Origin of the sequence: Shewanella sp. SM23 (assembly GCF_025654295.1) — a bacterium.
Classification (GTDB): Bacteria; Pseudomonadota; Gammaproteobacteria; order Enterobacterales; family Shewanellaceae; genus Shewanella; species Shewanella oncorhynchi.
Genome location: NZ_JAKKRM010000004.1, coordinates 107,193 through 122,241, shown reverse-complemented (window position 1 = coordinate 122,241; position 15,049 = coordinate 107,193). Strand labels below are relative to the sequence as shown.

Here is a 15,049-nt window from a genome sequence, read left to right as displayed (position 1 = left end):
TAATTTCCAGCTATCTTTTTAAGATAGATTACATATTCGGGGACTTTCTATGTTTATCCGCTCAAAGTTGTTACTCAGTGCTGCAGTGTCTATTTCGGCACTAATTGCCATGTTTGGATTACAACTCTATTCAAATTCGGTGAAATCGGAACTTTCTAACGCGGCTCAAAGTGTGCTTGATTTAGAGCGCGACGTCTTAATTTTGCGTAAAAATGAAAAGGACTTTTTCGCTCGCAAGGATTTGAAATATGTCGAGCTGCATAAGCAAAGCCACATGGCAATCGACAGTATTGTCCCTGAGTTAGAGAAAGTCTTTAAAGAATATGGGGTGTCGACTGCCTCACTTGAAAGTTTTGACCGTAATTTAAATCAGTATCAAGCCGCTTTTTCTGAAGTGGTGCAGCTACAACAAGAGATTGGCTTAACACCTAAAACAGGTTTGTACGGTACGTTACGAGCTGCGGTGCATAACGTTGAAACGCTACTCAAGGAATTTGATCAGCCCGCACTCGAAGCCGCAATGCTGCAACTTAGGCGTAACGAAAAGGATTTTATGCTGCGTCGTGAGCTAAGTTATGTCGAAACCTTCGATATTAATATTGGTAAGTTTAATGACAAGCTTCATGCCTCGAGTATCGATATTGATACTCAACGAAAAATTGAAGAGCTTATTACTCAGTATCATAAAGATTTTAAAAGCTTAATTAATAAAGAGCAGCAACTCGGTTTGACAGAGAAGGATGGCACTATGGCGCGAGTTTTAGCTGCAAACCAGCAAACTGAGAGCAGTACGAGTGACTTGAAAAACTTGGCTCTTAAGGCGATTGATGATGCTGAGAGTCGTAGCGTTAATGTCGGTATTACTGTGTTTATCTTTATTGCGTTACTACTATCAATCATTACCTACTTGATTATCCGCAGTATTATCGCGCCTGTTGAGCGTATCACGCAGATCATTTCTCGCATCGAGGTGAGTAAAGATCTGACATTGAGGTGCGATGCCTCCACCCAAGATGAACTTGGTGAAATTGCACAGCATTTCAATAGCATGGTGAGTAGCTTCCAACAGCTGATTGAGCAAGTGATTGAGTCGGTCGCAACGATTAACACTTCCTATAAACGTGTTTCAGAAAATGCCATGCTCGCCTCCGAAGGTGTGGGCCAACAACTTAATGAGACCGACATGGTCGCAACAGCAATCACTGAGATGGGCGCAACGATTGAGGAAATCGCTAAAACAACCGAATTGGCGGCATCAAAAGCGGGTCAGACCCACGATAATGCCCAAAGTGGTCAATTAGAGGTTGAGCAAACGATACATAAAATCCAGTCACTTGCTGAGCAGTTGAATAGCTCAGCAGCGGTCGTTAATGAATTGGAACGTGACAGCGAGACTATCGGTAGCGTGTTAGATGTGATCCGCGGCATTGCTGAGCAGACCAATCTTTTAGCCTTGAACGCCGCGATTGAAGCGGCGCGTGCGGGTGAGCAGGGCCGTGGTTTTGCTGTGGTTGCCGATGAAGTACGTAACTTAGCGATGCGGACGCAATCGTCAACCCAAGAGATTGCTAACATCATTCAAACCCTGCAGACGCGTACCCGATCGATTGTGCAATTGATGGAATCTAGCCAAAAACAAGGCGTTGAAAGCGCTGAACAAGCGGCAAGTGCTGGCGCTTTATTGAAGCTTATCAATAACGACGTGCGTAATATTATGGACATGAGCACTCAAATTGCGGCGGCTATTGAAGAGCAAAGTATGGTGGCGGCTGAAGTGAACAAGAACGTGGTGGTGATCCGCGATATCGCTGAGGAGTCATCCCATGCGGCAGATGCAAATGCGTCGGCATCGGATGAGCTGAAAGCGCAGGCTGAATTCTTATTCCGTGCGGTGAGTAATTTTAAAATCTAATGCGTAGAAGCCAGTTTACATCTGATGATCAGAAGCTGGCTTAAAAAATACACTAACAAAAACGCACTCCGAGGAGTGCGTTTTTATGTCTGAGTGATGAGCTCTGCAAGCTTAGTGATTCGTTAAAACAGTAAGCTGTGCATTGGAACCGCTCAGATTAGTCAGAACGTTCAGTGACTATGATGAGTGACCGAACTATTAGTGACGGAACATGGCAGAAATAGACTCTTCGTTGCTTACGCGACGAATTGCCTCAGCCAGTACCGCAGACATAGTTAACTGAGTCACTTTAGCCACTTTCAACATTTCTGGGCTTAAAGGAACTGTGTCAGTCACAATCACTTCATCAATCACAGAGTTAGCGATATTTTCAGCCGCTTTGCCAGAGAAGACTGGGTGAGTTGCGTAAGCAAATACGCGGTTCGCACCATGTTCTTTTAAGGCTTCAGCCGCTTTACACAGAGTGCCGCCTGTGTCGATCATATCGTCAACGATAATGCAGTCACGACCTTGAACATCACCAATGATGTGCATAACTTGCGCAACGTTCGCTTGTGGGCGACGTTTATCAATGATCGCTAAATCAGAATCATCCAACAGTTTTGCTACTGCGCGAGCGCGAACAACACCACCGATGTCTGGAGAAACAACGACTGGATTATCTAAGTTCTTCGCTAACATATCTTCTAGCAGCACTGGGCTACCAAATACGTTATCAACAGGAACGTCGAAGAAACCTTGGATTTGCTCAGCGTGCAGGTCACAGGTCAGAACGCGGTCAACACCCACGCTAGACAGGAAATCGGCAACCACTTTTGCAGTAATAGGTACACGGGCGCTACGAACGCGACGGTCTTGACGAGCATAACCAAAGTAAGGAATAACCGCTGTGATACGGCCAGCAGATGCACGGCGCAGCGCGTCAACCATCACGATGAGTTCCATCAGGTTGTCGTTTGTCGGCGCACAAGTGGATTGGATGATGAACACATCGGCTCCACGTACATTTTCGTTAATTTGGACACTGATTTCACCATCGCTGAAACGACCAACCACTGCGTCTCCGAGTTTGCAAAATAGACGATCGGCTATCTTTTTAGCGAGACTGGGGGTGGCGTTCCCAGCAAAGAGCTTGATGTCGGGCACTGTATGAACCTCAGGCGTTTGCTTTATATTTTAGTGGCTAGAGTAACGACGATGTAGGGACGGGAGGAACCCGAGGCGTTATCGTTAAGTGGTTACTCTAGAAGAAAGTAGTTTAAGGGTGACTGAGTCGCGTGATGAGCGGCGAAAGATTCATCCCTTGTGCAACAAATCCTTGCATTTCAGACGGTAATTTCGCCAAGGCTGCGAGAGCTTGTTGCTTTTGTGTGAATTCCCCGAACACGCATGCGCCTGTTCCTGTCATTCTCGACGGCGCATATTCTAGCAGCCAGCCTAATGCCTTGGCAACTTGAGGGTATTTAGAAACGACTAGTTTTTGACAATCATTTGCCCAAGGTTGGTTCATTAAGGTATCTATGGCCAGTTTCGGGGTATCACGTGGTAAAAGTGGATCTTGGAATACTTCAGCGGTGGATACATGGGCATCGGGTGCGATGATTAAGTACCAAGGCTCACTCGGATTTACCGCTTGTAAGCGTTCACCTACACCTTCGGCAAAAGCGGCGAAACCATGAATAAAAACAGGAATATCGGCACCAAGTTTAAGGCCGATTTTAGCCAGTTCTTCGGTCGATAATTGGGTGTTCCATAATGTGTTCAGTGCCACTAAGGTGGTGGCAGCATCTGACGAGCCGCCACCTAAACCTCCGCCCATGGGTAGACGTTTATCCAACCAGATTTCGGCGCCGCCACTAAAGCCTGTGGTTTGTTGTAATGATTTTGCGGCTCGCAGAATTAAGTTATCGCTATCGGCGACAACATTAGAGATATTGGAGTGCAAAATCAGTTCTGCGGTTTCAGTGACCTTAAAATCGAGCATGTCACAGTAATCAATAAACTGAAACAAGGTTTGCAGTTCATGATAACCATCTGCGCGGCGACCATTCACGTGTAAGAATAAGTTAAGCTTTGCTGGTGCTGGCCAATGGCGTGAAATTGCTGCGGGCATGCTAAGGTTTCTCTTCGAGTATGATTGCAGGCTTGCCGAGGGCTTGCCATTGATTCAATTGCAATTTGAGTTGTAAGTCACCACGCTCAAGCTTTAATTGATGGGGCACGTTGGCGCCGCTCTGGGATTGCCAACTTAAAAATGTGACCTGCCAAGGCGGTGGGGTTTGAGTGTTCGTGAGCTGTTTGGGTTTGCCTTGGCTATCGCTTTCCAGTACTTGGTCATTCGGGCCAACTTGGCCGGTGATCCATAAAGGTAAATCGGCCAAGGGGATGGACCAACCGCTGACGCGCTCGAGTAAACGCTGGGCATTATCGTCGCGAAAATCTTTGCCATCGATATGTAAATGGGCAGAGTTTGAGGTTGAATTAAGCGTCAACACCGTTGTACCTAGCATAGTCGTGAGTGTGAGTTCATCGCGATCTTCACTGTGGCGCCAGTAGATATTGGCACTGAGTTTATCGTCGGGAGTTTTTATCGCTAGTTTTCCCTGTAATTCCCAAGCTTTGGCTTGGCGCGCATCATTGACTGTGATTGGGCTTAAGTCAGTCATCGGCGGCAAAGTTTCACACCCCGCCAGTAAGAGTAGGGCGCTTAAGGTAAAACAAGAGAAAATGGTTTTTGTGAGGCGCTTCAAATTATTCATCTATGACTGATATACCAAAGTCCTTATGATACGAGGGCTTGGAAAGAATACCAATGCCAAACGTAAAATTTCCATCGGCGGTCACTTAGATTTGCTCCCTTGGGGCAAATTTTGCCTTACCTATTATTGATAGAAAATTTAGGTAAGAAGTTAGACCTTTATTCGGTTTTGTTAAGCGTATTCTGTTTTTAGTTGGGCCAATTCAGTAGAATGCCCTTATTAAGAGAGTCGCCAAGAATCTAGAAAGAGTCAGATGAGCCTTGTAGCAATCGGTATTAACCATAAAACAGCCACGGTAGACCTGCGTGAGAAAGTCGCCTTCTCTCCGGACAAAATTCATGACGCTATGAAGAGTCTGGCCAGTCGTACACGCTCGGGTGAAGCCGTTATTGTCTCGACCTGTAATCGCACTGAGTTGTATTGCAACAACGGCGATGAGGCCGACATTATTGCGTGGCTTGAAGAGTATCACGGCCTAGATCATGAGGATGTAGCACCTTGTCTCTATAACTATCATGGTCAAGATGCCGTCAGGCATTTGATGCGCGTAGCCTCTGGGCTCGATTCTTTGATCCTTGGTGAGCCGCAGATTCTCGGTCAAGTAAAGCAAGCGTTCGTTAAGGCCAAAGAGGCTGGTACGGTTGCGCTAACCATAGATAGACTCTTTCAGAATACTTTTTCAGTCGCTAAGAAAGTCCGCACTGACACTGAAATTGGCGCCGCCGCAGTTTCAGTGGCATTTGCCGCAGTAAGCATGGCGAAACATATTTTCTCATCGATATCGACCACTAAAGTACTGTTGATTGGCGCAGGTGAAACCATAGAACTGGTTGCGAAGCATCTTAAAGATAACGGCGTGGCTTCAATGGTCGTAGCAAATCGGACGTTAGAACGTGCCCAAGGCATGTGCGAGGAGTTTGGCGCAACAGCAATTACACTGGCGCAGATACCAGATTATCTCCCAAAAGCCGATATCGTGATATCCTCTACCGCCAGCCCTCTGCCTATCCTAGGTAAAGGCATGGTCGAAAAAGCGCTAAAGCAGCGTCGCCATCAACCTATGTTATTGGTTGATATAGCAGTTCCCCGGGATATTGAGCCGGAAGTCGCCGATTTGGATGACGCGTTTCTGTATACAGTGGACGACCTGCATAGCATTATTGAACAGAATATGGCTTCTCGAAAAGAAGCCGCCGAGCAAGCTGAAGTAATTACTGAAGAACAATCTTTCCTATTTATGGATTGGATCCGTTCTTTAGAGTCGGTCGACAGTATTCGCGAGTATCGCAGCCAGAGCATGGCGGTAAAAGATGAGTTAGTGGAACGCGCCTTGAATAAATTAGCCCAGGGCTCAGACACTGAGCAGGTATTGATTGAACTAGCCAATCGCCTGACCAACAAACTTATCCACGCACCGACACAGGCCCTCACGGCAGCGAGTCGTCAGGGCGATTTGAATACTCTCGGTCAGTTAAGATCAGCGCTTGGATTAGATAAAAACTAAGGTTAGCGAGTTAAATGAAGGAATCCGTTATCCGCAAGCTGGAAGGCTTGCTCGAGCGCAATGAAGAAGTCATGGCTTTGCTGGGTGATGCTAGCGTCATTTCCGATCAAGACAGGTTTCGTGCGTTATCGAAAGAATATGCCCAGTTAGAAGACGTTGTTGCTGGCTTTAAAGCCTATCAGCAAGCGCAGGCCGATCTCGATTCTGCCAAAGAAATGCTGGAAGAAGACGATGCTGAAATGCGTGAAATGGCGCAGGAAGAGATGAAAGCCGCTAAGGCCAAACTCGAGCAGCTCGAAGACGAATTGCAAATTCTATTATTGCCAAAAGATCCTGACGACGATAAAAACGCCTTCGTTGAGATCCGCGCTGGTGCAGGCGGCGATGAAGCGGCTATTTTTGCCGGTGACTTATTCCGCATGTACAGCCGTTATGCTGAAGCGAATCGCTGGCAGATCGAAATCATGAGCTGCAACGAAGGAGAACATGGTGGCTTTAAAGAAGTGATCATGAAGGTCAGCGGTGAAGGCGTATACGGCAAACTTAAGTTTGAATCCGGCGGTCACCGTGTACAGCGTGTGCCAGAAACCGAATCCCAAGGACGTGTGCATACTTCAGCGGTTACTGTAGTGGTACTTCACGAAGTGCCTGAAGCGGAAGCGATTTCAATCAACCCAGCCGATCTGAAAGTCGATACTTATCGTTCATCAGGTGCGGGTGGTCAGCACGTTAACAAAACTGACTCAGCTATTCGAATCACCCATATTCCTACTGGGATCGTGGTGGAATGCCAAGATCAACGTTCGCAGCATAAGAACCGTGCCCAAGCCATGAGTGTACTGGCCGCACGTATTCAAGCTGTTGAAGACGAAAAACGCCGTAGCGCCGAAGAATCGACCCGTCGTAGTCTGGTTGCCAGTGGCGATCGCTCCGAACGTGTGCGTACTTATAACTTCCCGCAAGGCCGCGTGAGCGAACACCGCATCAACTTGACCTTATATCGCTTGAACGAAGTAATGGAAGGCGATCTCGATGCTATTTTATTGCCTCTGATGCAAGAGCATCAAGCCGATCAGTTAGCCGCACTGGCTGACGAGCAGGGGTAATTTTGTCAGATCAATCTAGCATAGCCGAAGCCCTGCAATGGGCTTATGTGCAGTTAGCATCAACCTCTGAATCCGCTCATTTGGATGCAGAGGTTTTGTTGTTATATTGCCTCAATAAAAGCCGCAGCTATTTGTATACTTGGCCTGAAAAATCCCTAACGGTTGAACAGTGGAAACGCTTCCAGCAAATGGTACAGAAACGCCAAAAAGGCGTACCTGTGGCACATATTGTCGGTGAGCGCGAATTTTGGTCGTTGCCTTTTATCGTGAACGACACCACTTTGATCCCGCGTCCTGATACGGAAATTCTGGTTGAAACCGCCTTGAACATGCCGCTTTCCACCTACGCCAAAGTGCTCGATTTAGGCACAGGCACTGGGGCGATTGCGCTGGCGTTGGCGTCTGAGCGTGAGTCATGGCAAATCACCGCGGTCGATAAAGTCGATGATGCCGTGGCTTTGGCTATCGCGAACCGCGAGAACTTAAAGCTGCCACAGGTCGAAATTCTCCAGAGTGACTGGTTCAGTGCCGTAAAGTCGCGGGACTTTGATTTAATCGTTTCAAATCCGCCCTATATTGATGAAGCTGACGAACACTTGCACCAAGGTGACGTGCGTTTCGAGCCCCAAAGCGCGTTAACCGCCGCCGAGGAAGGCTTTGCCGATCTTTATTATATTGCCAACACAGCTCGAGATTACTTAAAGCCTAACGGCTATATCCTGCTCGAACATGGTTTTGAGCAGGCTGTGAAACTCAGAGCTAAGCTTATCGAACTGGGCTACGAGAATGTCGCCACAGTGCGAGACTTTGGCAGTAATGACAGATGCACTATGGGTAAATGGGCGGAGTAATAACTCTGCTTTAAGTGAAGATATTTATCCAGTTATGCCGATTTATCGAACGCCATTGGTTATTGCCAATGGCGTTTTTGTTTTCTATAGGGCGACCTTAAGTTGGTGTAAGGTGAAGATCCCAAACCTTAAACATCACAACACTTTTACCATAAAAAATTTACTGCCGGTTTCTGGGTAGGTTTGTTGTACCCATTGTACGCGATAGTCGTGGCGCTCATAAAAAGGCTTAGCTTGAAAATCTAAGGTATCGAGTAGGGCAAATTGGCAGCCGCGCTCCTTTGCTTGGCTTTCTGCGGCTAATAATAAGCGCGTGCCGATACTTTGGTATCTTAAAGAATCATCGACCCACAGATAATCGATTAACAACCAATTGCCGAAGGTTTTACCGCTGATCCCTGCTAACAGTTTACCTTCGGAGTCCTGTAGTTTGAGTCCGAGATTTTTACGGCTAAGCCCCTGCCATTTGACTTGGTTGAACTCGACAATTTTTTGTTTTACAGCGTCGGCGAACTCGGTTGATTCATCGTTAATTAAGCTTAAATTCATCGTCACTTCTCGTTTGATTTTTTATGATGTTAGCTCTGAATATCTAGGCTGATAGGCATTGGTATGCCGTCAAGGATTAGGGTAAACTAGCGCCTTTGTCACTGGCCATAAGTATCGTAATGGAAACTTTTTACAGTCTATATCCTGCGGTTAAACATCTGCATTTTACCTTTATCGCGTTGAGCGTGTTGCTGCTTACCGTGCGCTTTGTTCTGCATCTGCGCCAATCGGCTCTGATGGAGAAGAAACTGCTCAAGATAGCGCCCCATGTTATCGACACTTTCCTACTGCTGTCGGGCTTAACTTTGTGTTTTATGATCCAGCAATTTCCTTTTGTTGATCCTTGGATGACCGAAAAAATCGGTGCTGTAGTTGCTTACATTGTCCTAGGTGCCATTGCCATAAAAGCGAACAGAAACAAATTGTTCAAAGTGTTTGCTTACTTAGGCGCGATAGGTTGGTTGGTTTATGCTGCTAAATTGGCTCATTTTAAACAAGCGGTATTATTGGGTTAATGGGTAACTACACTCTGCAAGATGGCATTTCATTGCCCGAGTCGGCATTGGATGTAGGTGCGCACCTTGGATTTTCTAAACTTGAAGCCGCTAAATGGGCTTGGTTTGAAATGGCGGGAGCCGTATTAAGTCATTACTTGGTTGATCAACAACAGCGTTTTAATGCGCTGTTGCATTGGTTTTACGAGGATTTAGGTTTTTGTGTTCGTGAGAACTACTTCAGTACAGAGGCGGCAGATTTAGGTACTTGCTTAATTAGTCGCCAAGGTAATAGTACAACGCTGGCGACGGTATTGATGTTGCTGGCGAAGCAGTTAGATCTTGAACTCGAACCCATATTGTTACCTGGCAATACGGTGCTGCGTTGTAAGATTGGCGGTGAAGTGAGTTATTTGAATCCTTTAACGGGCAAGGAACTCACCCGTCACCAGTTGCACGTGTTAGTGCGCGGCGAGTTAGGTAATGCTGCTGAACTTAAGGCAAGTTACTTAAAGCCTGCAACGGTGAAAAAACTGCTGACGCGTATGCTGCATGAGCTTAAGGCGGGTTGCATAGTGTCGCATCAATTTGAGGCAGCGATGGAGTGTTGCAGCCTGCTGTTGCAATGGCATGTTGACGATGTACATTTGAATCGTGAGCGGGCATTTATTGCACAGCAGTTGGGTTGTATTAATGTGGCCGCCGCCGATCTGCAGCATTTTGTTGATAATAGTCCTCACGATCCCGTGATCGAGATAGTGAAGATGCAGCTCAAAGAATTAAACGAACACGCCGAGGTTTATCACTAAAGCAGAGCCTTTCGGGGCTCTTCTTATTTATTCAACTTTTATTAACGAATTCAATCCGCAAAAATAATAACACTGGGCAGATGGAAGTTTGACCCAGGGACTTAAAAGTTAAGTCTCTAATAAAAATAATAACTGTATCGACAGGGAGAAATTAGCATGACAAGCACGGCTTTAGTGACGAACGATGCCACGGCGTTAGGAATACTCGCGACAATTTTAGGTTTTGTATTTTATACCAGTAGCAGTAGTCATCCTTTTTGGCAGAAGTTTTATCGTTTTATTCCCGCCCTTTTATTGTGCTATTTCTTGCCATCGTTATTGAATACCTTTGGGGTAATCGATGGTAATACCTCACAACTGTATTTTGTGGCATCCCGTTATTTGCTGCCAGCTTGTTTAGTCTTATTGATTTTAAGCGTTGATTTAAAAGCTATTTTAAGTTTAGGGCCGAAAGCTTTGATCATGTTTTTAACCGGCACTGTCGGTATCGTTATCGGCGGCCCTATCGCCTTGTTGCTGGTGTCGGTTATTGAACCTTCTTTAATTGGGGTCGATGGCCCCGATGCGGTATGGCGTGGTATGACGACCTTAGCGGGGAGCTGGATTGGTGGGGGCGCAAACCAAGCTGCAATGAAAGAGATTTATGACGTGGGCGGTAATATTTTCTCTGTGATGGTGACAGTCGATGTGATAGTCGCCAATATTTGGATGGCAGTACTGCTGTTTCTGGCCTCAAAAGCGAAAGAGATCGATGCTAAAACCGGTGCGGATACTTCTGCTATTGAAGCGTTAAAAGATAAAGTTGAAAAGTATCACGCTGAAAATGCGCGTATTCCTAATCTGCGCGATCTTATGCTGATTGTCGCTGTAGGCTTTGGTATCACAGGTATCGCTCATATCGCCGCTGATTTTCTGGGGCCATTTTTTGAAGTGAACTATCCTTGGACCGCAGATTACAGTTTAACCTCTAAATTCTTCTGGCTGGTGGTGATAGTTACAACGATTGGTTTGGCGATGTCATTCAGCCCAGTGCGTCATTTAGAGGCGGCGGGGGCATCAAAAGTGGCTTCAGCCTTCCTTTACATCTTAGTTGCGACCATTGGTCTACATATGGATGTGAGTAAGGTGCTTGATACGCCATTGTACTTTTTAATTGGTATTGTGTGGATGATCGTTCACGCAAGCTTTATGTTATTGGTGGCTAAGCTGATTAAAGCCCCGTTATTTTATATGGCCGTAGGCAGCCAAGCGAATGTGGGCGGTGCTGCGTCGGCCCCTGTAGTTGCGGCGGCATTTCACCCCGCATTAGCACCCGTGGGCGTACTGTTAGCCGTATTAGGTTATGCGTTAGGAACCTATATGGCATGGATTTGTGGTCAAATTTTACAGTTAGTTGCGGTATAACCGCCTTAGCTCCTATTCACCGCTGGGAAAGGTTCCAGCATTTTAGAGAGAAGTTGCGATGAGTAATAAAATCATAAACCTAGGTTCAATCGAGATTGCCAACGATAAACCTTTCGTGTTGTTTGGTGGCATGAACGTGCTTGAGTCTCGCGATCTCGCTATGTCGATTGCTGAAACCTACGCCGAAGTGACTCAAAAGTTGGGGATCCCTTATATATTTAAGGCGTCTTTTGATAAGGCGAATCGTTCTTCGATTAACTCTTACCGCGGTCCAGGTATGGAGGAAGGCTTAAAGATTTTTGAAGAGATTAAAAAGACCTTTAATTTACCTTTGATCACCGACGTGCATGAAGTGCATCAGTGTGCGCCAGTGGCAGAAGTAGTTGATATTATTCAGTTACCTGCATTTCTAGCACGCCAGACTGATTTGGTTGTCGCGATGGCAAAAACTGGCGCTATCATCAATGTGAAAAAGCCACAGTTTTTAGCACCACATGAAATGCGCCATATCATCACTAAGTTTAACGAAGCGGGTAATGACGAGATCATCCTGTGTGAACGTGGTTCAAGCTTTGGATATAACAACTTAGTCGTTGATATGTTGGGTATGGACGAGATGAAGCAATCTGGCTATCCGGTGATTTTCGATGCGACCCATGCGCTGCAACGCCCTGGTGGTCGTGCAGATTCAGCGGGTGGACGTCGCGCACAGGCAACCGAGTTAGCGCGCAGTGGTATGGCGCTGGGTTTAGCGGGTCTATTTATTGAGGCGCACCCCGATCCTGATAACGCTAAGTGTGATGGCCCATGTGCGCTGCCTTTGCATCAGTTAGAAAATTATCTGAAGCAAATGAAAGCAATTGACGATTTGGTGAAATCCTTCGAGCCAATCGATACCAGTAAGTAATCGCAAGCTAAGACTTAATGAATTAGTGACTTAATCCCAAAGCCTCGACTCGTTCGGGTTTTTTGTTTTTCAGTCGAGGAATGTGATTGGTATAGCCCCGTAGCTATCTGAAACATTAATGTTTTATGATGGGCTTTGCCTAACGATCTTGTTTTTATAGCCGACCAGATTCTTTACGGAATACCTTTATGTGGATCTTACTCACTTTGCTGGCGGCATTTATGCAGGCTTGGCGTAATGCGTTTCAAAGCCAGCTGAGTAAAGAAGTGAGTGTTGCGGGCGTGACCTTAGCGCGTTTTATTTGGGCTGGGCCGATTGCCGCCGTGTATCTGGCGAGCTTATATCTTTGGCAGGATGTCGGAATCCCCGATTTTAGCGACCGTTTTATCGGTTTTATTCTTGGAGCATCGGCGATGCAAATCCTCGCGACGGGCTTGATGGTGAAACTGTTCAAGCAACAGAACTTTGCCGTTGGTGCTGGGCTAGCCAAGAGTGAAGCTGTGGTCGCGGCGATCTTAGGCACAGTGTTTTTTGGGACGCATTTATCCCTTTTAGGTTGGTCGGGAGTGTTGTTGGGTGGTGTGGCAATTTTTCTCATGAGTGCCAAGCAAGGCCTGCGAAGCTTGTCGCTCAATACGGTATTGATTGGTTTGGCTTGCGGTACTTCGTTTGCGCTGACATCGCTTTGGGTACGAGAAGCGAGTTTATGTTTGAATGTGGGTTTCCCCCATAGCGCAGCTTGGGTGTTGCTATTTGTGATAGGCCTACAAACTTTGCTGTTAGTCAGTTATTTGTTGCTTAAGGATAAATTTACGCTGATAGCATTATGGCAACGACCTAAGTTGACTTTACTGACAAGCATCGCCAGTTGTTTAGGTTCTATCGGTTGGTTTAGTGCTATGTCGTTGCAGGCTGTGCCCTATGTTAAAACTTTAGGTCAAGTTGAAGTTTTCTTTATGATCTTGATTGCCACCTTTTGGCTGAAGGAAAAAGTAAAGATAAAAGATATGCTAGGGTTAGTCTTAATCGCTATCGCCGCCATTTTGGTGATGTGGGAATAGACTAAATTAATAGAAGGTATGCTGGTTTTTTAGACTAAAATAGAACTCGATTCAGTGTGTTTATATCAAGCAAACATTCGCTGAGATACAAATATACACACGTCTTGCTCCATAGATTTTGATACCATTTTTAACCGAGCGCTGTGCGAGTTAAGGATATATGCGAAAAAAGTTAGCAAAATTAAATCTGTCATTATGGCAATGGCTGGCAGTCATATTGTTTCCAATTGGAATTGCTGCTGCCGCAAGTTATCTCTCTGCACAGTATTTTGTTGAAGATAAAGTCAAAGGTGTGGGGGCTATTTATGTGAGTCATATTGATACTTTGGTGTCCCATGCTAATGAAATCAGCCATTATGCATTGGCATTGAAGGATTCTGAGTGTCAAGAGTTATACAACTATATGTTGTTCCAACCTTACTTTCGCTCGGCTTTAATATATGATTCACAACATGTTTATTGCTCATCTAAAACTGGTGATATTGATACTCCCCTGAGCATTGTTAGTGCTACCGAAAATCTTGAAATATCTAACCAGTTTATTATTACGGGCACGCCTTTTATGCCTGAGGTGCCCGCGATAGTGTCATCTAAATGGGACCCTAAATCTAAACACGGCGCTGCTGTCATTATAGAAGGACAATATTTATTAGATTCCTTTGTACAGCCCGATGTGTTTCCTAGCGCAGTTATCAATGTCGCTTTATCCATCAATGGTAAAACGATTCCTGAATCACTCGAGTTTATCAAAAATGAGGTAATGACTTTAGATTCTGAGGATCATCGTTTTTCGGTGTTACTAGAAATGTCACCTGCTTTTTTTAGGCATTTTTTTTGGATATTTTTTGCCATCTCATTACCCTTTAGCATTATTTTGATTACGGGTTCTATCTTGTTTGTGCTCTATTCACGGTTATCTCGTCACTCCCTTGCTGATGATATTCGTAGCGGGATAGAGAACGAAGAGTTCTTTTTGGTTTATCAACCTGTGATCTGTGCTGAGGACGGCAAGGCCAAAGGAGTCGAGGCATTAGTGCGTTGGCAGCACCCACAAATGGGCTTAGTACGGCCTGATTTGTTTATTCCTATCGCCGAAGAGAGCAAGCTGATTGTTCCATTGACCAATTATATCTTCGAAAAGGCATTAAAAGATTTTGCTAATATGAAGGTTGAATCGGGCTTTAGAGTCGCGTTCAACGTGGCGCCAGAGCATTTTACCCAAAATGATATCGAGTCGAAATTTATTCATCTGCGGGATTCTTTGGATCGTATTGGCGTTAAGCCTTTAATCGAAATCACCGAACGGCAATTATTAACGCCGGATATTTGCCAGCGCATTGAAAGCTTACGCCAGTTGGGGATTTTAGTGGCTATCGATGACTTTGGTACTGGGCAAACAACCTTATCTTTGTTACAAACCATGCCATTGGATTACTTGAAAATCGATAAATGCTTCATCGATACCATAGGGCAGGACTCCGTGACTTCCCACGTGCTCGATACCATTATTGAGCTCTCCCATAAGATGAATTATGTGGTGGTGGCTGAAGGGGTTGAAACGCAGGAGCAGGCAGATTATTTGACCAGTCGCCAAGTCCATTTTTTACAAGGTTATCTCTTTGCTAAGCCCATGAAGCTGGTGGATTTAAAGTTATGGTTGGTCGAGCATTTTAAAAAGTAGCATCATGATGTA

General features: G+C 45.6%; 14 protein-coding genes. 10 read left to right on the top strand and 4 right to left on the bottom strand.

Annotated features, from left to right (window positions below):
- The first annotated feature begins 49 nt into the window (after positions 1-49).
- Positions 50-1,912: a methyl-accepting chemotaxis protein gene (locus L5L98_RS07010; protein WP_263139590.1), complete on the top strand. Its 1,863-nt coding sequence runs from the start codon at positions 50-52 to the stop codon at positions 1,910-1,912.
- Between the two features lie 198 nt (positions 1,913-2,110).
- Here L5L98_RS07010 and L5L98_RS07005 read toward each other — a convergent pair whose 3' ends face one another.
- The 3 genes from L5L98_RS07005 to lolB all read right to left on the bottom strand — a co-directional run bounded on the left by L5L98_RS07005 (position 2,111) and on the right by lolB (position 4,671).
- Positions 2,111-3,058, bottom strand: a complete 948-nt coding sequence (locus L5L98_RS07005; protein ID WP_006080255.1) for a ribose-phosphate pyrophosphokinase — start codon at positions 3,056-3,058, stop codon at positions 2,111-2,113.
- Between the two features lie 112 nt (positions 3,059-3,170).
- Positions 3,171-4,025: a 4-(cytidine 5'-diphospho)-2-C-methyl-D-erythritol kinase gene (ispE, locus tag L5L98_RS07000; protein ID WP_198571871.1), complete on the bottom strand. Its 855-nt coding sequence runs from the start codon at positions 4,023-4,025 to the stop codon at positions 3,171-3,173.
- Between the two features lies 1 nt (position 4,026).
- Entirely contained in the window at positions 4,027-4,671 is a 645-nt protein-coding gene (gene lolB / locus L5L98_RS06995; protein WP_113939046.1) for a lipoprotein insertase outer membrane protein LolB, read from the bottom strand.
- Between the two features lie 253 nt (positions 4,672-4,924).
- Between lolB and hemA the strand changes: the two genes are divergently transcribed.
- Genes hemA through prmC form a run of 3 tightly spaced genes read left to right on the top strand, consistent with a single transcriptional unit; the run spans position 4,925 to position 8,132 of the window.
- Positions 4,925-6,175 (top strand): glutamyl-tRNA reductase, encoded by a 1,251-nt coding sequence (gene hemA, locus L5L98_RS06990; RefSeq protein WP_028761678.1) that lies wholly within the window; start codon positions 4,925-4,927, stop codon positions 6,173-6,175.
- Between the two features lie 14 nt (positions 6,176-6,189).
- On the top strand, positions 6,190-7,281 hold the full coding sequence (gene prfA, locus L5L98_RS06985) for a peptide chain release factor 1 (protein ID WP_113939045.1): 1,092 nt from the start codon (positions 6,190-6,192) through the stop codon (positions 7,279-7,281).
- Between the two features lie 2 nt (positions 7,282-7,283).
- On the top strand, positions 7,284-8,132 hold the full coding sequence (gene prmC, locus L5L98_RS06980; protein WP_113939044.1) for a peptide chain release factor N(5)-glutamine methyltransferase: 849 nt from the start codon (positions 7,284-7,286) through the stop codon (positions 8,130-8,132).
- A 135-nt stretch (positions 8,133-8,267) separates the two neighbouring features.
- On the opposite strand, the gene L5L98_RS06975 is transcribed toward prmC, so the two are convergent.
- Positions 8,268-8,681 (bottom strand): GNAT family N-acetyltransferase, encoded by a 414-nt coding sequence (locus tag L5L98_RS06975; RefSeq protein ID WP_263139580.1) that lies wholly within the window; start codon positions 8,679-8,681, stop codon positions 8,268-8,270.
- Between the two features lie 119 nt (positions 8,682-8,800).
- Here L5L98_RS06975 and L5L98_RS06970 point away from each other — a divergent pair, with 119 nt between their 5' ends.
- From L5L98_RS06970 to L5L98_RS06945, 6 genes are all read left to right on the top strand, one after another.
- Positions 8,801-9,196 carry a SirB2 family protein gene (locus L5L98_RS06970; RefSeq protein ID WP_006080263.1) on the top strand — a complete coding sequence of 132 codons (396 nt, stop codon included), beginning with the start codon at positions 8,801-8,803 and terminating at the stop codon, positions 9,194-9,196.
- Positions 9,196-9,984: a SirB1 family protein gene (locus L5L98_RS06965; RefSeq protein ID WP_263139578.1), complete on the top strand. Its 789-nt coding sequence runs from the start codon at positions 9,196-9,198 to the stop codon at positions 9,982-9,984. Before L5L98_RS06970 ends, L5L98_RS06965 begins: the two co-directional genes overlap by 1 nt.
- Before the next feature lie 156 nt (positions 9,985-10,140).
- Entirely contained in the window at positions 10,141-11,388 is a 1,248-nt protein-coding gene (locus L5L98_RS06960) for a DUF819 domain-containing protein (protein WP_105250145.1), read from the top strand.
- Between the two features lie 58 nt (positions 11,389-11,446).
- A complete protein-coding gene (gene kdsA, locus L5L98_RS06955; RefSeq protein WP_105250144.1) occupies positions 11,447-12,295 on the top strand; it encodes a 3-deoxy-8-phosphooctulonate synthase in 849 nt (282 codons plus the stop codon).
- 188 nt (positions 12,296-12,483) lie between these two features.
- Positions 12,484-13,356: a DMT family transporter gene (locus L5L98_RS06950; protein ID WP_263139577.1), complete on the top strand. Its 873-nt coding sequence runs from the start codon at positions 12,484-12,486 to the stop codon at positions 13,354-13,356.
- A 160-nt stretch (positions 13,357-13,516) separates the two neighbouring features.
- The gene (locus L5L98_RS06945) at positions 13,517-15,037 is read left to right on the top strand and encodes an EAL domain-containing protein (protein WP_263139575.1); all 1,521 of its coding nucleotides are present in this window, start codon (positions 13,517-13,519) and stop codon (positions 15,035-15,037) included.
- The last annotated feature ends 12 nt before the right edge of the window (positions 15,038-15,049 follow it).